Annotated in this window: 14 protein-coding genes; 9 read left to right on the top strand and 5 right to left on the bottom strand. The window is 65.8% G+C overall.

From position 1 onward, the window contains the following. Positions 1 to 25 precede the first annotated feature (25 nt). The 4 genes from zapE (at position 26) to lpdA (ending at position 7851) form a co-directional block, all read left to right on the top strand. Positions 26 to 1213 (top strand): cell division protein ZapE, encoded by a 1188-nt coding sequence (gene zapE / locus HLH36_RS01555; RefSeq protein ID WP_182984731.1) that lies wholly within the window; start codon positions 26 to 28, stop codon positions 1211 to 1213. A gap of 526 nt (positions 1214 to 1739) precedes the next feature. After that, positions 1740 to 4613 (top strand): 2-oxoglutarate dehydrogenase E1 component, encoded by a 2874-nt coding sequence (locus tag HLH36_RS01550; RefSeq protein ID WP_182984730.1) that lies wholly within the window; start codon positions 1740 to 1742, stop codon positions 4611 to 4613. Between the two features lie 177 nt (positions 4614 to 4790). Beyond that, on the top strand, positions 4791 to 6032 hold the full coding sequence (gene odhB / locus HLH36_RS01545; protein WP_182984729.1) for a 2-oxoglutarate dehydrogenase complex dihydrolipoyllysine-residue succinyltransferase: 1242 nt from the start codon (positions 4791 to 4793) through the stop codon (positions 6030 to 6032). Between the two features lie 73 nt (positions 6033 to 6105). After that, entirely contained in the window at positions 6106 to 7851 is a 1746-nt protein-coding gene (lpdA, locus tag HLH36_RS01540; protein ID WP_182984728.1) for a dihydrolipoyl dehydrogenase, read from the top strand. Positions 7852 to 7947: 96 nt separating this feature from the next. Here lpdA and HLH36_RS01535 read toward each other — a convergent pair whose 3' ends face one another. Genes HLH36_RS01535 through HLH36_RS01525 form a run of 3 tightly spaced genes read right to left on the bottom strand, consistent with a single transcriptional unit; the run spans position 7948 to position 9949 of the window. Next, complete coding sequence (locus tag HLH36_RS01535; RefSeq protein WP_182984727.1) at positions 7948 to 8274, bottom strand: zinc ribbon domain-containing protein YjdM; 327 nt, start codon at positions 8272 to 8274, stop codon at positions 7948 to 7950. Positions 8275 to 8330: 56 nt separating this feature from the next. Further along, the gene (locus HLH36_RS01530; RefSeq protein ID WP_182984726.1) at positions 8331 to 9320 is read right to left on the bottom strand and encodes a FecR family protein; all 990 of its coding nucleotides are present in this window, start codon (positions 9318 to 9320) and stop codon (positions 8331 to 8333) included. Then, positions 9317 to 9949, bottom strand: a complete 633-nt coding sequence (locus tag HLH36_RS01525) for a sigma-70 family RNA polymerase sigma factor (RefSeq protein ID WP_182984725.1) — start codon at positions 9947 to 9949, stop codon at positions 9317 to 9319. Before HLH36_RS01525 ends, HLH36_RS01530 begins: the two co-directional genes overlap by 4 nt. Positions 9950 to 10281: 332 nt before the next feature. Here HLH36_RS01525 and HLH36_RS01520 point away from each other — a divergent pair, with 332 nt between their 5' ends. Continuing rightward, positions 10282 to 13116: an outer membrane beta-barrel protein gene (locus HLH36_RS01520; protein ID WP_182984724.1), complete on the top strand. Its 2835-nt coding sequence runs from the start codon at positions 10282 to 10284 to the stop codon at positions 13114 to 13116. A gap of 77 nt (positions 13117 to 13193) precedes the next feature. On the opposite strand, the gene purD is transcribed toward HLH36_RS01520, so the two are convergent. Continuing rightward, on the bottom strand, positions 13194 to 14477 hold the full coding sequence (gene purD, locus HLH36_RS01515) for a phosphoribosylamine--glycine ligase (protein WP_182984723.1): 1284 nt from the start codon (positions 14475 to 14477) through the stop codon (positions 13194 to 13196). A 70-nt stretch (positions 14478 to 14547) separates the two neighbouring features. On the opposite strand from purD, the gene xseA reads away from it, so the two are divergent. From xseA to HLH36_RS01500, 3 genes are all read left to right on the top strand, one after another. Continuing rightward, a complete protein-coding gene (gene xseA / locus HLH36_RS01510; RefSeq protein ID WP_182984722.1) occupies positions 14548 to 16017 on the top strand; it encodes an exodeoxyribonuclease VII large subunit in 1470 nt (489 codons plus the stop codon). A 98-nt stretch (positions 16018 to 16115) separates the two neighbouring features. After that, positions 16116 to 16493, top strand: coding sequence for a BA14K family protein (locus HLH36_RS01505; RefSeq protein ID WP_246376288.1), 378 nt, complete (start codon positions 16116 to 16118; stop codon positions 16491 to 16493). A gap of 105 nt (positions 16494 to 16598) precedes the next feature. Next, entirely contained in the window at positions 16599 to 17084 is a 486-nt protein-coding gene (locus HLH36_RS01500; protein ID WP_182984721.1) for a MerR family transcriptional regulator, read from the top strand. Between the two features lie 97 nt (positions 17085 to 17181). On the opposite strand, the gene HLH36_RS01495 is transcribed toward HLH36_RS01500, so the two are convergent. After that, positions 17182 to 17607: a hypothetical protein gene (locus HLH36_RS01495; protein ID WP_182984720.1), complete on the bottom strand. Its 426-nt coding sequence runs from the start codon at positions 17605 to 17607 to the stop codon at positions 17182 to 17184. Positions 17608 to 17797: 190 nt separating this feature from the next. Between HLH36_RS01495 and HLH36_RS01490 the strand changes: the two genes are divergently transcribed. Then, positions 17798 to 18532 carry an OmpH family outer membrane protein gene (locus HLH36_RS01490; protein WP_182984719.1) on the top strand — a complete coding sequence of 245 codons (735 nt, stop codon included), beginning with the start codon at positions 17798 to 17800 and terminating at the stop codon, positions 18530 to 18532. Positions 18533 to 18616: the final 84 nt, after the last annotated feature.

Raw genomic sequence — 18616 nt, 5'->3', positions numbered from 1 at the left:
TTGCCGGCGCTATCGGCGATAGATCATGGAATCCGCGCTGACAGCCTTCGCATCCGATCTGAATCTGCCCCCTGGCTCCGGGCCCCTGGCTGCGTACGAGGCGCGGGTTGCCGCCGGACTGCTGTCCCGCGACCCCGAGCAGGCCAAGGCGGCCACCCGGCTGGACCGGCTGTGGCGCGAACTGCCCGGTTATCACCCCGTGGTGCGGCGCCCGCCGCCGAAGGGGCTGCTGGGCGGGCTGAAGGCCCGGCTGGGCCTGAATGGCGGCGCGGCGGAGGCGCCGCGTCCGCGCGGGGTCTACATGGTCGGGCAGGTCGGGCGCGGCAAGACCATGCTGATGGACCTGTTCTTCGAACTGGCGCCGGTCGAACACAAGATGCGGGTGCATTTCCACCGCTTCATGCAGGATGTTCACAAGCGGCTGCACGACATGAAGCGTCGGAACCCGGACCTGGCCGATCCGATTCCGCCGCTGGCCCGCGCCATCGCGCAGGAAGCCTGGCTGCTCTGCTTCGATGAATTCCAGGTGAACGATATCGCCGACGCGATGGTGCTGGGGCGGCTGTTCGAATATCTGTTCGCCGATGGCGTGGTCGTGGTCGCGACCTCGAACACCGAACCGCAGGACCTGTTCCAGAACCGGCCGGGGGCCGATGCCTTCAAGCCCTTCATCGCGATCATCCAGCGCGAGGTCGATACGGTGGTCCTGGACTCGCCGCGCGATTATCGTCGCGGCGGCATGCGCGGCATGACGACCTGGATTGTGCCGCCCGGCCCCGATGCGACGCAGGAGCTGGATTCGCTCTTCATGCGCCTGGCCGATGGCGCCCCGATCCGCCCCGTGACGCTGGAGGTGATGGGCCGCAAGCTCGCGGTGACGGTCGCGGCCGGCCCGGTGGCGCGCTTTACCTTCTCCGACCTGTGCGGCCGGGCGCTGGGCGCGGGCGACTATCTGGCCCTGGCCATGCGCTTCCCGGCCCTGGTGCTTGACGATATTCCCCGTCTGGGACCCGATAATTTCGATGTTGCCCGCCGTTTCATCGTTCTGGTCGATACGCTGTACGAACAGAAGGTGAAGCTGTTCGCCTCGGCCGAGGACCAGCCGGATGCGATCTACCAGAAGGGCGAAGGCGCGCAGGCCTTCGAACGGACTGCCTCGCGGCTCGAGGAGATGCAGAGTGCCGCCTATCTGGACCTGCCGCACCTGTCCTGATCATGTCCGGCAGGCTCAGCCAAAATCCATGCAGGATCTGCCTTTCTTTTCAGCATTTCCAATGCGGCGGCGCCTCGCCCTGCCAGTGTGTGTTCCGGCGGCGTGCGTCCGGATGCGCCAGCGGCGGTCGGGGCGGTTTGGGCTCGGGGGCGGTCGTTCCCTGCTGTCACGGTATCGTGACGCATATGGCGGTGGTGTGAGCGGCGCGGTGGTAGGCAAGTGGTTCGCTCTTTGCTTGGGTATGGACGGCCCTTCGGGTCATCTGCCGGTGCCGTCGCTGTTCGGTGTGCCGCGCGCCTGATGCCGGTTTCGTGACACCGTTGCGTGAGCAGGTGGAAACGGAAAGGTGAGTATGCGTGCGAAGCAATCCAGCCCGTGGCGAAAGATGGCGGCGGATGGCCAAAGGTGACGCTAGGGTTGGGACGATAAAGGGTGAGGATCGTCTTTTCGCCGTGATCGGCGGAGAGGGTCCGGGTCCGGATAATGACGTGGCCGATCAGGTCATGAACGAGGAGATGTCTTCAAGATGGCGGGCGTAGATATCCTGTCGACCGCGTTCAGCGGAGCCAACACGGCCTATCTGGCCGACCTGTATGCTCGCTGGGTGTCGGACCCCGGCAGCGTCGATCCTTCTTTCGCATCGCTGTTCTCGGCGATGGACGAGGAAGGCGCTGCGATTTTGCATGACGCGGAAGGTGCCTCGTGGGCGCCGCGCCCCTCCAGCATCGATGGCGGCGACGTTGTGGCGGCTCCGGCGAAGGCCGCGCCCGTGTCGACGGCCAGCCTGAATGCGGCGGCCGACGACAGCCTGCGCGCGACGCAGCTGATCCGCGCCTATCGCGTGCGCGGCCATCTGGAAGCACGGCTGGACCCGCTGGGCCTGCAGGTGCCCAAGCCCCATGCCGATCTGGACCCCGCGACCTACGGGTTCGGTCCGCAGGATTTCGACCGTCCGATCTATCTGGGCAAGATCGTCGCCAACCTGATCGGCCCGCAGATGCAGTCGGCGACGATCAACCAGGTGCTGGACGCGCTGCGCGCCGTCTATTGCGGGCCGATCGGCTCGGAATACATGCATGTCCAGGACCCCGAGCAGCGCAACTGGCTGCAGCAGCGGCTGGAAGGCGACAACTGGCGCGCCGGGGCCTCGGCCGAGCAGAAGAAGGTCATCCTGGAGCACCTGACGGAGGCCGAGGGCTTCGAGGCGTTCTGCCAGAAGCGTTATGTCGGCACCAAGCGTTTCGGACTGGAGGGCGAGGACGTCACCATTCCGGCGCTGCACGCGCTGATCGACCAGGTGGCCAAGGACGGTGTGCGCACGGTTGCGATCGGCATGCCGCATCGCGGCCGCCTGAACACGCTGGTCAACGTGGTGCGCAAGCCCTATACGGCCATCTTCAGCGAATTCGCCGGCGCCTCGTTCAAGCCGGACGACGTGCAGGGCTCGGGCGACGTCAAATACCATCTCGGCACCTCGACCGACGTGGATATCGACGGCAATTCCGTCCACATCTCGCTGCAGCCCAACCCGTCTCATCTGGAAGCCGTCGATCCGGTGGTGATCGGCAAGGTGCGCGCCGCCCAGGATGATGACGACCCGCATGTGCGCAGCCGCCACATGGCGGTGCTGATGCATGGCGATGCCGCCTTCGCCGGCCAGGGCCTGGTCTACGAGACCATGGCGATGTCGCAACTGATCGGCTATCGCACCGGCGGCACGGTCCATATCGTGGTGAACAACCAGATCGGCTTCACCACCGTGTCGGCGCATGCGTTCTCCGGCCTCTATTGCACCGACGTCGCCAAGGCGGTGCAGGCGCCGATCCTGCACGTCAATGGCGACGAGCCCGAGGCCGTGATCTATTGCGCGCGTCTGGCGGCCGATTTCCGCCAGAAATTCGCCACCGACATCGTGCTGGACATCGTCGGCTATCGCCGCCACGGCCATAACGAATCCGACGAGCCGTCCTTCACCCAGCCGACGATGTACAAGGCCATCGCCGCCCGTCCGACGATCCGCACGCTGTATGCCGACCGTCTGGTGCGCGAAGGCGTGGTGACCGAAGCCGAGGCCACCGGGCAGTGGGATGCGTTCCAGAACCGTCTGGAAGAGGCCTATCAGGCCGCGCAGACCTACAAGCCCAACAAGGCCGACTGGCTGGAAGGGGCCTGGACCGGCCTGAAGCCGCCGCCGGTCGGCACGGTGGACCCCGAACCCGCGACCGGTATCCCGGTCGAGACGCTGCGCAGGATCGGTGCCGCGATCAGCACCGCGCCGGCCGATTTCAACGTCAACGCGAAGATCGTGCGCCAGCTCAAGGCCAAGGCGGCGATGTTCCAGACCGGCGAAGGCATCGACTGGGCGACGGGCGAGGCCCTGGGCTTCGGTTCGCTGCTGCTGGAAAAGCATCGCGTCCGCCTGTCGGGCGAGGACTGCCAGCGCGGCACGTTCAGCCAGCGCCACGCGGTGCTGATCGACCAGGTCAACCAGAACACCTATGCGCCGCTGAACAATATCGACCCCGCGCAGGGCGTGTTCGAGGTCTATAACTCGCTGCTGTCCGAATTCGGCGTGCTGGGCTTCGAATATGGCTACTCGCTGGCCGATCCGAACGCGCTGGTGCTGTGGGAAGGCCAGTTCGGCGATTTCGCCAACGGTGCGCAGGTCATCATCGACCAGTTCATCGCCTCGGGCGAGACCAAGTGGCTGCGCATGTCGGGCCTGGTGCTGCTGCTGCCGCATGGCTACGAAGGCCAGGGTCCGGAACATTCCTCGGCCCGTCTGGAGCGTTACCTCCAGCTCTGCGCCGAGAACAACATGCGGGTGTGCAACATCACCACGCCGGCGAACTATTTCCATGCCCTGCGCCGCCAGCTCAAGCTGGGCTATCGCAAGCCGCTGGTCATCATGACGCCGAAATCGCTGCTGCGTCATCGTCTCGCGGTGTCCAACCTCGAGGAGTTCGCGTCGGGCACCACCTTCCGTCCGGTGATCGGCGAGATCGATCCGATCGCGTCGGGCGACAAGGTGGAGCGGGTCGTGATCTGCTCGGGCAAGGTCTATTACGACCTGCTGGCCGAGCGGCGGGAGCGCGCGCTGGACAAGGTCGCGATCCTGCGGCTGGAACAGTTCTATCCCTTCCCGGAAAAGCTGCTGGCCGAACAACTGGCGCTGTATCCGAAGGCCCAGGTGATCTGGTGCCAGGAAGAACCCGAGAACATGGGGGGATGGACCTTCGTCGATCGCCTGATCGAGGGCGTGATGACCAAGGCAGGCCGCAAGGGCGGGCGTCCGACCTATGTCGGCCGCGTGGCGGCCGCCAGCCCGGCTACGGGTCTGGCCCGAATCCATGCCAGCGAACAGGCGGCCCTGGTCGCCAGCGCGTTGGGCGTGGCCTGAGGTTGCGTCCCGGCCCGCCGGCCGGGACGTCGAAGGTCGGCCGGCGCGGTATTCCCGCGCCGGCTTCAGTCTGGTTATGTTGAGAATGCACAAGCCGGCAGACGACGGGTGGGGGCGCGGACGATCGTGCCCCGGTCCAGCACGCGGATCTGACCGGCAGAGGGAATGGAAAGAAAGATGTCTGCCGAGATCAAGGTTCCGACGCTGGGCGAGAGCGTGACGACCGCCACCATTGCCAAGTGGCTGAAGAATCCGGGTGACAGCGTCGCCGCCGACGAGCCGGTGGTAGAGCTGGAGACCGACAAGGTCAGCGTCGAGGTCGCGGCGCCGGAAGCCGGCGTGCTAGGTCCGCAGCTCGTCGCCGAAGGCGCCGAGGTCGAGGTCGGGACCATCCTGGCGTCGGTCGAGGCCGGCAGCGGCGCCCCCAAGGGGGCGGCGCCCGCCAAGGCCCCCGCCGGCGTCCAGGCCCAGCCGGTCGCTGCCGGCCCGGTCGCGCGTCCCGCCACCCCGCCATCCGATGTCGCGGCCCAGGGTGCGGCCCATGCCCCGATGCCGTCGGCGCAGAAGATCATGGCCGAGAAGGGCATCTCGACCGCCGAGATCGGCACCGGCACGGGCAAGGACGGAAGGGTGACCAAGGGTGACGTGCTGTCGTTCCTGGCGCAGCCGCCGGTGGCCAAGGCGCCCCCCGCCCCCGCCACGCCGCGCACCGACGACCCGCGCGAGGAACGGGTGAAGATGACCCGCCTGCGCCGGACCATCGCCCGCCGCCTGAAGGACGCCCAGAACACCGCCGCCCTGCTGACCACCTTCAACGAGGTGGACATGACGGCGGCGAAGGAGCTGCGCGCCGAATATCGTGACATCTTCGAGAAGAAGCATGGCGGCACCAAGCTGGGCTTCATGTCGATCTTCGCCAAGGCGGTGATGGCGGCGCTGAAGGAATTCCCGGCGGTCAATGCCGAAATCGACGGCGACGACATCATCTATCGCGAGTTCGTTAATCTCGGCATCGCGGTCGGCGGCCCGAACGGGCTGGTCGTGCCGGTGATCCGCGATGCGGAGAAGCTCAGCTTCGCCGGGATCGAGAGCGCGATCGCCGGTTTCGGCAAGCGCGCGCGTGACGGGTCGCTGAAGCTGGACGAGCTGTCGGGCGGCACGTTCTCGATCACCAATGGCGGCATCTACGGTTCGCTGATGTCGACGCCGATCATCAACGCGCCGCAGTCGGCGATCCTGGGCATGCATGCCATCCAGGATCGTCCGATCGCCGTGGCCGGCCAGGTTGTGATCCGGCCGATGATGTATATCGCCCTGACCTACGATCACCGCATCGTCGACGGCAAGGAAGCCGTCAGCTTCCTGGTGCGCGTGAAGCAGAACGTGGAAGACCCGCGCCGTCTGCTGCTCGAGGTCTGATGCGCCGGGGCGGACCGGGTCTTCGGCCCGGTTCGCCGATCTCCTTCCGACGCAGCGAACGCAGGACAAGAATATGACCATTGAAATCAAGGTGCCGACTCTCGGCGAGAGCGTGACGACGGCCACGATCGGCAAATGGCTGAAGCAGCCGGGCGACAGCGTCGCCGCCGACGAGCCGGTGGTGGAACTGGAGACCGACAAGGTCAGCGTCGAGGTCGCCGCCCCGGCGGCCGGCCGTCTGGGCACGCATGCCGTGGCCGAAGGTGACGAAGTCGCGGTCGGCGCCGTGCTGACGACCGTCGAGGAAGGCGCCGCCGGTGCCGCTCCGGCCGCCAAGCCCGCGCCGGCGGCAGCACCGGCCGCGGCGAAGCCTGCCGAAGCCAAGGCCGCGCCTGCTCCGGCCCCGGCCCCGGCGGGCGCGCCCCCGGCCGAGACCGATTATGACGTCATCGTCATCGGTGCCGGCCCCGGCGGTTATGTCTGCGCCATCCGCGCGGCCCAGCTCGGCTTCAAGGTCGCCTGCGTCGAGAAGCGCGCGACCCTGGGCGGCACCTGCCTGAATGTCGGGTGCATTCCCTCCAAGGCACTGCTGCAATCGTCCGAGAACTTCCATGCCGCCGGCCATGATTATGCGGGCCATGGCATCCTGATCGACAGCGTCAAGCTGGACCTGAAGCGGATGATGGCGCGCAAGGCCGAAGTGGTCGATGCCAACGTCAAGGGCGTCGAGTTCCTGTTCAAGAAGAACAAGGTCACCTGGCTGAAGGGCTTCGGCAAGCTGGAAGGCACCGGTCGTATCACGGTCGATGGCAAGAAGGTGACGGCGAAGCACATCGTGATCGCCAGCGGCAGCGACAGCGCCGGCCTGCCGGGTGTCGAGGTCGATGAGAAAATCATCGTCACCTCGACCGGTGCGCTGGAACTGTCGGCGGTGCCGAAGAAGCTGGTTGTCATCGGCGGCGGCGTGATCGGTCTGGAACTGGGCAGCGTGTGGCACCGTCTGGGTGCCGAGGTCACGGTGGTCGAATATCTCGACCGTCTGGTGCCGGGCACGGATGGCGAGATCGCCAAGCAGTTCCAGCGTATCCTGACCAGGCAGGGTCTGCAGTTCAAGCTGGGCCACAAGGTCACCAAGGCCGAGAAGACCGGCAAGGGCGTGACGCTGACCGTCGAGCCGGCCGCCGGTGGCACCGCCGAGACGCTGGAAGCCGACATCGTCCTGCTGTCGATCGGCCGCACCGCCGCCAGCAAGGGCATGGGCCTGGAGGAGGCCGGCGTGGCGCTGGACAAGCGCGGCCGCGTCGTGACCGATGCCCATTATGCGACCAGCGTGCCGGGCGTCTACGCGATCGGCGACGTCATCGCCGGCCCGATGCTGGCGCACAAGGCCGAGGATGAAGGTGTTGCCATCGCCGAGATCCTGGCCGGCCAGGCGGGGCATGTGAACTACGATGCCATCCCCGGCGTCGTTTATACCTGGCCCGAGGTCGCGACTGTCGGCCGCACCGAGGAAGAGCTGAAGGACGCTGGCGTTACCTACAAGACCGGCAAGTTCCCCTTCACCGCCAACGGCCGCGCCCGCGCCATGGGCATGACCGACGGATTCGTGAAGGTGCTGGCGGATGCCACGACCGACAAGGTGCTGGGCGTGCACATCATCGGCCCCGGCGCCGGCGAAATGATCGCCGAAGCCACGCTGGCGATGGAATTCGGCGCCTCGTCGGAAGATATCGCCCGCACCTGCCACGCGCATCCGACGCTGAGCGAAGCGGTCAAGGAAGCGGCGCTGGATGTGGAAAAGCGGGCGATCCATATCTGATCGCCCGCTCCGGTCCGATGTTCGTTGCGCCCGGCCATTTCGGTGGCCGGGCGTTTTTTTATCCGGGATATCGCCGGGATGTAGCCCCCGGCTCCGCTACGCCTTGCGCAGAAATTCGGCCTTCAGCATGTATCCGCCTGCTTCCACCGCGTGGTCGCCGCCGCGAAGACGGATGTTCTTGATCTTGGTGCCGACCTTCAGCGTCGTCGAAGACCCCTTCACCTTCAGATCCTTGATCACGACGACCGTATCACCGTCGGCAAGCGTCACGCCGTTGGCATCGCGCACGAGTTCGTCGGCCGGTGCCGCTTCGGCAATATCGGCGGGCCATTCATAGCCGCAGGTGTCACAGACATGATGCGTCCCCTCGATATGGGTATCGTCCAGGGTGCATTGCGGGCAGGTGGGAAGGGTGGTGCTCATAAGCGGGAATTAACGCCACGAAGGGCACCCGGCAATCCCATCACCTCCGCTGTCGATCAGGCTAGGACGATCCTGTCGCCGGTTTCCGACAGCCGACAGCGCAGGAGCCTCTGGACCGAGCGGGCGAATTCCACAGGCCGCAGCAGGTCGAAGCTGCCTGTCACGCGGCTGCGGGCAATGCGGTCGCTCTCGATCATGATCCGGGTGCGGGAATAGCGGTTGAACTGCGCTGCGGCGTCCGCCAGGCGCGTGTCGTTCAGCACCGCCTGCGCATCGCGCCATGCCCGGCCGGACAGGATATCGGTCGGTGAAAGCGGGTGCGGGGACAGGGTGGCGTTCATGGCCAGGCTGGGGGCCGAGGGCAGATGGTAGAAGGCGGGCCCCTTCAGCAACATGTTCGTACTGCCGGCTGAAAGCGCGATGGTGCCGGCATAGGCGATCAGCGCCGCCCGACCGTCATCGATGGTCAGATCGAAATCGGCATGGGTCGCCTGCATCAGCAGCGGGCCGGCCGACAGATGAATGGGCATATCGGTGGCCTGCACGCCGATCCGGCCGGACAGAAAACGGATGGCATGTCCCACACGCCCCGTATCAGGCACATAGGCAGCCGACAGGGCGTCGAGTGTAAGCGTGGCGCCGCGCCAGTGATAGCGGCGCGGCGCCTCATGGTCGCGGCGCAGCAGAAAGACCTGATCCGGCGGAACGGGCTGTCCTGCCAGGCCGGCGATGCACGCCGCCGCAGCCCCGACAAGCACGCGTCGCCGACCATGGACCTGGGCGGCCTTGCGGTCCGGGCCCGTCATCAAGGCGGGTGCTGCGGTAGCGGGTGCCGTGTAGTTCAATGTTCTATAGATCGCCTGCGCGCGGACATAGGCGCCGAGATTGCGGCTGTCCGCCTGCAGCCACCGGTCGAAGCGGGCTTGTTCGCCGGGCGTCAGCATCTTCCGGTCCTGCATCGCGACCCACTGACTGGCCTGATCGGTGCGGGAATGTCGTCCCCCGCCGAAACGCGGAAAGAAGACCGGACGGCCAGTATCGGTCATGACCGCTTCTCCGCCCGGATCGGACGGCCGGACTGAGGCCGGTCTTCCAGGTCGCTGTCGGCAGGCGTTTGCCTGGGCCGCGCGGTTTCGTCGTGCGTGGCCAGCCACGACAGGCCATTGGAGACCTGCCGTTCGACCGACCGTTCCGAGATGCGCAGCTTCTGGGCGATCTGTGCATAGCTCAGGCCGTAGACCTTGCGCATGACGAAGACATCGCGACACAGGGCAGGCAGTTTCAGCATCCGCGCTTTCAGATGGTCGATTTCCTGCCGCCCGGCGGCGATACGTTCGGGAGACGGGGCGGAATCGGCGATTTCATCATCCCAATCCAGGCTGCGGTCCAGATAGTGAATGTTCGCCTTGCGGGCCGCTTCGATCATCAGGTTGCGGGCACAGCGAAAGAACAGGGCGCGGCCGTTGCGGATGTCACCCGGCTGGGCTGCGCATAGCCGGGCGTAACATTCCTGCACGATATCCTCGGTGCCGACATCCACCAAGGGGAAACGCCGCAGCCACTGCCGGACAGCATGCTCATGAGGCAGGATCTCGTCCACGATCCAGGATAGGCGCCTGTCATCCGGGACGGTAGTCGCAGGTTTCGCCGGACGGGCTTCACTGTCTCCACTCACGTCGGTACGGACTTTCCTCTGATGACGGCGCGATGGTTCCTGGCAGCATCATGGGGCGTCGTAAAGAGAGGGCTCGGATCACGCCTGTCGGGCGGCGACCATGCCTGGGATGGCAGAAAGACGCTGTTTGGCGGCTTTCCGCATCCGACGGATCGAATGTAACAATATTGAAACACTTCTGACGCAAACTCTTAACCTCTTTCCGATCCCGCAAGGGGAGGGGGAGCAGGTCCGGCGCACGTCTTCCCTCATGCACGCCCTTCTGCATTAGAGGTTTCTGGACAATGCGTCGTTCAAGCGCCCTGGTTTCCGCGCTGTTTGTTGGAACAGTCATGTCGTCGCACCGGGTTATGGCCGCGACGCATTATTTCGATATCTCGACGCCCAGCCTGCCGGCGGCCCTGGCCCAGTATGAGAGAATTACCGGGATCGGTGTCATCGCGTCCGCGAAAAGTTCCGAGAATATCAGGATTCATGCCATCAAGGGGACGATGGACGATCGGGCTGCCCTGTCCGCGCTTCTGGCAGGCACCAGCCTGACGGTTGGCGAGTTCAACGGCCGCAGTGCCGTCATCCGCAGGAAGCCCGATTCAGGTATCGAAAAAAAACAGCGGCGTGTGGACGACGATGAAAAGCTCGACGTCATCGGGCACCGTTCGGTCGTGACCACGAAGCGGAACTCCGATGCCTTGGTCGACAGTATTGCCTATAATGATACATCCAGCCTTGGGGGCGGGGCATCCTCGGTTGCGGATCTTCTGGTCCTGCTGCCGGGTGTGACGGGTATTCAGGATGGGGATCAGCCGCGATATGTCAGCGTGCGCGGCATTTCTCCGGACCTGAACCAGACGACGCTGGACGGCATTACGCTGGCGACGATCGGCGATAACGGCGGTGGCACGCGGCGCGTCAATCTTCAGAATATTCCAGGAGAATTGACGGGCGAAGACAATATTTACAAGACGTTCACTGCCGAGCAGGACGGTGGCGCCATCGGCGCGGTGATCGATATGGTTCCGCGCAGTGCCTTCGATTACAAGGGGCTGTATAAATATTTTACCGCCTATGGTGTCTATTCGACCTACAAGGGTGCAGCGGGATCGAATCGCGTCTCCGGGCAGTCGCCACATCTTGCGCAGGGCGCAAAGGCCGTTCTTGCCGACCGGTTCGGAAAGAATAAGGAATTCGGGGCGATCGTCTCGATCCGATATCAGAACCGCGTTCGCAATTCCTACAAGAACTGGCAGACCGACAGCTATTTCTACGATGACAAGGGCCTGCCGGTCGGTGGCATGAGCAACAACATCCCCAGTCGGGCACAGGGCTGGAATGGATGGGAGGCGCCACAGGATATCGAATATGGAAATTATTCGAATTCGATCACGAATCTCGGTGGTTCCGGCCGGCTGGAGTGGCGCCCGACCGATTCGGGGTGGAGTGCGTCACTGATGGGATATTCCTATGAGCGATGGGAACATTCCATGATGGATCATACCTATCTTCTGCTGGACAACCCTCAGATCTGGAACCAGACGCCCACCAGCGGCCGGGAGCTGATCTATCGTTCATCCAGTTATGTCCGGCAGGATCGCTGGCAGAGCAGCAGCAATGGTGTCCTGGGAAATGTCGGCTGGCATGACAATATCTCGTCCCTGAAGCTGCGCGTCGGTTACACCTGGGAGTCGTATCACAATTATCAGCCTCGCCTGACGGCATATGCCTATCCGAAAAAGCAGGGTCTTTACCCGCTTTATGCCGATTATAATGTCAGTGACGATTTTGCCTCGATGGTCGGGGTCAACGACCCCGACAAGCTGCGGGCCATGAAATATAGTCTGAGCCAGATCCAGCGCTATCATGACGATGCGCGGGAAGGGGTGACGAACGTCCGTCTGGATTATACCCGCAATATCGGGCCGCATGCCCACGGTTTCGGTCTGGCGACCGGGTTCGAATGGCGTTCGCTCAACGTAACCGACCAGATGAATTATGAGGATTACGTCACGGGTGGCGACGCGTCGAGCTACATGTATTTCCCCAACTTCGTGCCGCCGGGCGCACCTTATACCCTGCCCTGGATCGATATGGGAAAATTCCCCTGGTCCAAGCAGAAACTCGATGTCGTGACCAGTCGAAACGATACGCTGGAATCGTTCTATCGCTATCGCGAGCAACTGATCGACGGGTATCTGTCGCTTCATTACAAATGGAAGGATACGTTGCTGATCGCCGGTGTGCGGGCCGATGGCGTCAGCTTCAACAGCCTGCTGCCCGAGGTGCAGAACGGCAACGCGACCGGCAGTCTGGGCACCAATCGAGGCGGCTATTTGCATCCGCTTCCGTCGGTGACCTTCCTGCATGATTTTCCCTATGAGGTCCGCCTGCGCGCGTCGTTCAGCCAGACGGTCGGGCGCCCCATGCCCTCGCAGATTGCTCAGGTGCAGAAACTGACATGCGGCGACGACATGCGGGGCGGGACCGATTGTACGCTGTCACGCGGCAACCCCAATCTGCGGCCACGCCGCGCCAATAACTTCGATGCATCTGTCGAAAAATATTTCAATCATAACCATGGCGTGGTCAGCGTTGCCTATTTCGACAAGATGATAAAGCACGACATTTACACGTTGCTGGATCATCAGATGATCAACGGTATGCCGACATCGGTGACCGAGCCGTTGAACGCCACCAACTCCTCGCTGATGGGGGTCGAAGGCTCGCTGGTCGAAGAAGGGCTGCGGGGTCCGTTCGGGCAGCGTTTCGATATTTCGATCAACGGGACCTGGATGCACGGATCGATGATCTATGCGTCATCGAACGGGTCGTACAAACTCAACCAACTGCCCGACCAGCCCAATTATATCTTCAACGGTGCCGCGACGTGGCATATTCCGCAGATGCGCGGCGCCGTCCGGGCAACCTTGTCCTACACCCCGAAATATCTGACCGACCCGGCGTCACAGCCGTGGGAAAATGTCGGGTATGGCGAACTGCTCAGCCTGGACCTGGCGGCATGGAACGACATCACCGACCATATTCGTCTCAAATACGAGGTCGACAATCTCGTGGGCGCGCATCGTACCTACGTGCAGGGGACGAACCTGCAACGCATCAACGAGAAAGATTATTACGGCCGCAGCATCTATTTCCAGGTTGTCGTCGACTGACGCCCTCGTTGGAAAGCATGCCGGCCAAGGGGCGGCATGCTTTCCGGAGCGTCGCCTGACAGGCTGGCAGAAAGCGATCAGCCCGATGCGGCGCGCAGGGCGCGGTCGCCGATGTCGCGGCGCCATACCGCATCATCCCAGGTGATGGCTTCGATGGCGTGGTAGGCGCGGCTGCGGGCTTCGCCCAGCGTCGCGCCGGTGGCGCAGACCGTCAGCACGCGACCGCCGGCCGCGACGATCTGGTCCTGGTCATTGCGTTTGGTGCCGGCATGGAAGATGCGCACGCCGGGTTCGGCGGCGGCGTCTTCCAATCCCGTGATCACGCCGCCGGCGGCGGGTTTGCCGGGATAGCCGCGCGCGGCCAGCACGATGCTGATGGAGTGTTCGTCGGAGAAGCGGATGTCCGCCGCGTCCAGCGTGCCGGCGGCGACGGAGGCCAGGGCGGGCAGCAAGTCGGATTGCAGGCGGATCAGCAGGGCCTGGGCCTCGGGGTCGCCGAAGCGGACGTTATATTCGATCAGCTTCGGGCCCTCGGCCGTCAGCATCAGGCCGGCGAAGATGATTCCGCGGAAGGGGGTGCCGCGGCGGACCATTTCGGCCAGCATCGGGCGGACCAGCAGGTCGAGCGCCGCTTCCTGTCGCGCGCGGTCGAAGCCGGTGGGGGGCGAGACCGCGCCCATGCCGCCGGTATTGGGGCCGGTATCGCCCTCGCCGATGCGCTTGTGGTCCTGCGCCGCGCCGATCAGCACGGCGGTTTCGTCGGCGCAGAAGGCGAACAGCGACACCTCGTCGCCGATCAGGCATTCCTCGATCACCACCGACTGTCCGGCGGCCCCCAGCGTGGCGTCGTCCATCATGGACCGGATGGCGTCCTCGGCCTCGGCGACGGTCATGGCCACCACCACGCCCTTGCCGGCGGCCAGGCCGTCGGCCTTGATCACGATCGGCGCGCCACGGCGGCGGATGAAATCCAGCGCCGGAGCGGCGGAGTCGAACCGTTCCCACCGGGCGGTGGGGATATGGGCGGCGTCGCAGACTTCCTTGGTGAAGCTCTTGCTGCCTTCCAGTTCGGCGGCGGCGCGGCTGGGGCCGGCGCAGGGGATGCCGGCATCGCGGCAGGCATCGGCCAGGCCCGCGACCAGCGGCGCCTCGGGGCCGGGCACCACCAGGTCGATCCGCTCGGCCCTGGCGAAGGCCACCAGGGCGGGTACGTCGTCGACGGCGATGGCGACATTGGTGCCCAGCGCGGCGGTGCCCGGATTGCCCGGTGCAATGAACAGGGCCTCAAGCGCGGGCGAGCGCGCGATCGCCGCCGCCATCGCATGTTCCCGTCCACCCGATCCGACCAGAAGCACCCGCATCAATTCGTTTCCCTGTTCCTCGTACGCCCCGGGCCTTCCGGGGAGGCCGTCTCTATCATACCCTGTGCCGATGGACGAAACTCTTCGCACTTCCGGCGGCGCTGGACCGGGCCCCATGGCGGGCAACGTGCCCGAATATTCGGTCTCCGAGATTTCGGGGGCGATCCGCCGCACGCTGGAGGGCAATTTCGGCCGCGTGCGCGTGCGCGGCGAGATCACGGAATTCAAACGCTACCCGTCCGGGCATCTTTATTTCTCGCTGAAGGACGAAGGCGGGAAGATTTCGGGCGTGGTCTGGCGCGGGTCGGTGTCGCGGCTGGGGCTGGTGCCGGAAAACGGGCTGGAGATCATCGCGACGGGCAAGGTGTCGTCGTACGGCGAGCGCTCGTCCTACCAGTTGATCGTCGAGCGGATGGAATATGCCGGCGAGGGCGCGCTGCTGGCGCGTATCGAGCGGCTGCGCCTGAAGCTGGCCGAAGAAGGGCTGTTCGACGCCGCGCGCAAGCGGGCGCTGCCGTTCCTGCCCGATGTGATCGGCATCGTCACCTCGGCGCAGGGAGCGGTGCTGCATGATATCCGCACCACCGTGGCCCGGCGTTTTCCCCGCCGGCTGCTGGTCTGGCCGGTCGCCGTGCAGGGCGAGGGTGCTGCGGCGCAGATCGCCGCCGCCATCGCGGGCTTCGATGCGATCGACGGGCGAGGGCCGGTGCCGCGTCCCGACGTGCTGATCGTCGCGCGCGGTGGCGGGTCGCTGGAAGACCTGATGGCCTTCAACGACGAAGCCGTGCTGCGGGCGGTGGATGCCTGCCGCATTCCGCTGATTTCGGCCGTGGGGCACGAGACCGACACCACGCTGATCGATTTCGTGTCCGACCGGCGGGCACCCACCCCCACGGCGGCGGCCGAGATGGCGGTGCCGGCACGGGCCGAACTGGTGGCCGACCTGGCGCATCGCGCCGCGCGCCTGACCAGCGGACTGGCCCGCCTGACGCAGACGGCGCGGCTGCGGCTGGACCGGACGGCGGCGCGGATGCCCGACCTGCCGTCGCTGCTGGGCACGGCGCGGATGCGGGTGGATGATCGGGGCGCGCGGCTGGACCGCGCGCTGCCGGGGCTGATCGAACGGCGGCGCGCCGCCCTGCTGGCGACCGGGCGCATGATGCCCTCGCCCCTGCTGCTGACCGGCCCGGGCCGCGCCCGGCTGGACCTCGTGGCCAGCCATCTGCTGTCGGGCCTGCGGCAGACGCTGCGCGACCGCCGGGCGCGCACCGACCGGGCCCGCCTGTCGGCCGCTCCGCTGGCGGCGATGGTGCGCGAGCGGCGCGCCCACCTGAACGGGTTGGCGGGGCGGCTGGAATCGCTCTCGCCCATGGCGGTGCTGGAACGCGGCTATGTGCTGGTGCGCGATCCGTCGGGCATGGCGGTGACCCGTGCGGCCGACGTGCGGCCGGGCGGGCGGCTGGAACTGACCTTCGCCGACGGCGTGGCGGAGGTCCGTGCCCTGCGGCCCGACGCATCGCAGGGGCAGCTCGATCTTTGACCGTACCAACGATAAGACAGATGATGGCGATGAGGCGGATGATGGATGGGACGGGAATGGCTTGCCCGATGGCCGGCCGGAGCGCACAGGACAGAGCCATGAACGAACGTCCCCGGTCTTCTTTCACCCGGCTCACCGGCCTGTCGGCGCTGTGCGCCATGGCGCTGCTGGCCGGCTGCGCCAAGCCCCCCGCGCCCGTGGCCCCCAAGCCGGTGCGGCATCCGCCCCTGCAGTTCGCGCCCGGAACGGCGGTGGAAGCCCCGCCGCCTGCCAACGAGGCGCAATTGGTGAACGACCCTTCCGCCCCGCTCGACACGCCGCTCTGCGGCGCCGCCGCGCATACGACGCAGGGCATGGCGGCCCGGTTGAATCCGGCCCCGCTGGTATCGGGCAATGCCTGCACGGCCAATGCCTGCTTCGACCCTCTGACGGGCACCTATATCGGTGCGGATGGCGAACGGCATATCTGCCGCTAGCGGACTGTGACCCGCAATCCGGCATAAGCGTTATCCGGAAACGGTCCCGCTGTCGGAGCAGGTTATGATTGACAGGCGGAGCCGTGGGGCAACATCGTCGAGGGAATGAGCGGCCTCACTCCTCCGGATGGCGCCAATGACGGTTTGGCGACCGTTCATGTCTTTCCCCTGCGGCGCATGCTGCCCCTGGCCGATGCTGCCGTCTATCTGGGTATTCCATCGCGGCGGCTGCGCATGCTCGGCCTGCTGCACGCGGGGCCGCGCCCGGCGGCGCGGAACGGGCGGACGCTGATGTATCGGGTCGAGGACCTGGATCGCTATGTGACCCTGCTCTACGGGCGGGCGCGGATTTCGGCGGCCGAAGAAGCGCGGCAGCGGCAGGAATGGCGGGCGCGGGTCGCGGCGCCGGCGGTGTGCGACGCACGGGGGCGGCCGATACGGCCGGTCGACCCGTGCATGCAGGCCCTGACGCTGGATGCGCTGGTGTCGGCGGGTGGCCCGCTGGGGCTGAAACTGCTGTTCGCCTCTGGGCTGGGGCTGATCTTCCTTTCCCATACGCCCGTGATGTGGCGATTGTACGGGATGCTGTAACCAGCGGTGTGACGCCGGGAACATTTGCATCACGCACCGACGTCACACATATAGTCTGATCTGGAATTGCAGCGGAATTATGGCGCGGCCCGCCCCCTCAGCAGGCGCCGGCGCAGGGGGGCTCCGGTGGCGGCAGGGTGCTGCCGGTCAGGCCGGGCGGCCGCATGGAGGGCTCGGGCGCGCGGGCGCCGGGCGGTGGCGGGGGCACGATCTGCGGCACGTTCGGGGGCAGGGACTGCACATCCAGCGGCTGGGCCGGGGGAATGGGCTGGCCCTGATAATAGAGCGGCCCGCGATAGCTCTGCGGCAACTGGGCCGCGTTCAGCCGGTCGACCAGCGAATCGCCGGTTCCATCGGGATAGGCGGAATGCGGCGCCGGCGTGGCAGGTCCTCGTGCGACAGGTCCCCGTGTGGCAGGTCCCCGTGTGGCAGGTCCAGGTGCGGCATGCGCCAGGGGCAGCGCCGGTGGCAGGCACAGGGCGGCGAAGGTGAGGCACCCGGCAAGGTGGCAACGCGGTCTCATGGCGAAGGGCCTTTCGGAGAGGGGGCGTGGAAGGGCGAGTATAGGCCCGATCCTCGCGCGCATGCATGTGTTTGAACGGCCGAGGACTGGTCATGCTCCCGGTGATCGGCTAGGCAGGGCAGCATTGCTCTTTTTGCCGTCTCCGGCCCTCGCGCCGTCGCGTTTGCTCCCTGCCTTACGGATTGCGATCATGACCGATATTTCCCGGACCTCGTGCCGTCGGCTTCTGGCCGGATTCTTCGTTGTGACCGGGATGGGCGCCGTCCTGACCCCTGCCGTCGCGGCCCCCGCGCCGGCTGCGGCACCCGCCGCCACCGACCAGCAGCCCCTGCTGCCGGCACCGCCGGTGCCCGATTTCGGGCCGCTGCCGGCCGGTGCCAAGCCGCCCGCCCCGATCGTCGGTGTGTTCGACACCGATGCGATCATGCGGCAATCCGTCGCGATCCAGGAGGTCGAGAAGGAAATGGGCACGCGGCGCGACGCCCTGATCCGCGACGTGCGGGCCGAGGAGGGGCAGATCCAGGCCCTGCGCCAGCAGATGATGAACGCGCCCCGGCCCGAGGCCGAAGCCCAGCAGCGCAGCCTGCAGCAGCGCGTGGCGGCCGACCAGCGCAAGTTCGGCAACCGCAACCGGATCCTGGAGGAAGATATCCAGATCGCGCTGAACCAGGTCCAGCGCGAAATCGGCCAGGTGGTGAACAGTGTGGCGAAGGCGCGCGGGCTGACCCTGGTGGTGCAGTCGGGCCTGACCGTACTGCATGGGCCGCAGGTCGATATCAGCGACCAGGTGGCCAGCCGGCTGAATGCCATCCTGCCTCATGTCTACCTGCCGGCAGCGAACGAGGACCCGGAAGTGGTCGCGAAATCGGGCAAGTTCCCGACCGCGCCGGTCCAGATGGCCGATCCCTCGCAGCAGCAGGGATAAAAAAGGAAGGCGTTCTTTTTTGAAAAAAAGAACCAAAAAACTTTGATTCGTTCAGGCGTTTTTTTGCGGGGCCACGCGAGGGCC

Origin of the sequence: Gluconacetobacter aggeris (assembly GCF_014174395.1) — a bacterium.
Lineage (GTDB): Bacteria > Pseudomonadota > Alphaproteobacteria > Acetobacterales > Acetobacteraceae > Gluconacetobacter > Gluconacetobacter aggeris.
This window is presented reverse-complemented; position numbering and strand designations above follow the sequence as displayed.

Coding starts and splice junctions, on each gene's coding strand:
- zapE (WP_182984731.1), top strand. CDS start 26: ATGGAATCCGCGCTGACAGCCTTCGCATCCGATCTGAATCTGCCCCCT.
- HLH36_RS01550 (WP_182984730.1), top strand. CDS start 1,740: ATGGCGGGCGTAGATATCCTGTCGACCGCGTTCAGCGGAGCCAACACG.
- odhB (WP_182984729.1), top strand. CDS start 4,791: ATGTCTGCCGAGATCAAGGTTCCGACGCTGGGCGAGAGCGTGACGACC.
- lpdA (WP_182984728.1), top strand. CDS start 6,106: ATGACCATTGAAATCAAGGTGCCGACTCTCGGCGAGAGCGTGACGACG.
- HLH36_RS01535 (WP_182984727.1), bottom strand. CDS start 8,274: ATGAGCACCACCCTTCCCACCTGCCCGCAATGCACCCTGGACGATACC.
- HLH36_RS01530 (WP_182984726.1), bottom strand. CDS start 9,320: ATGACCGATACTGGCCGTCCGGTCTTCTTTCCGCGTTTCGGCGGGGGA.
- HLH36_RS01520 (WP_182984724.1), top strand. CDS start 10,282: ATGTCGTCGCACCGGGTTATGGCCGCGACGCATTATTTCGATATCTCG.
- purD (WP_182984723.1), bottom strand. CDS start 14,477: ATGCGGGTGCTTCTGGTCGGATCGGGTGGACGGGAACATGCGATGGCG.
- xseA (WP_182984722.1), top strand. CDS start 14,548: ATGGACGAAACTCTTCGCACTTCCGGCGGCGCTGGACCGGGCCCCATG.
- HLH36_RS01505 (WP_246376288.1), top strand. CDS start 16,116: ATGAACGAACGTCCCCGGTCTTCTTTCACCCGGCTCACCGGCCTGTCG.
- HLH36_RS01500 (WP_182984721.1), top strand. CDS start 16,599: ATGAGCGGCCTCACTCCTCCGGATGGCGCCAATGACGGTTTGGCGACC.
- HLH36_RS01495 (WP_182984720.1), bottom strand. CDS start 17,607: ATGAGACCGCGTTGCCACCTTGCCGGGTGCCTCACCTTCGCCGCCCTG.
- HLH36_RS01490 (WP_182984719.1), top strand. CDS start 17,798: ATGACCGATATTTCCCGGACCTCGTGCCGTCGGCTTCTGGCCGGATTC.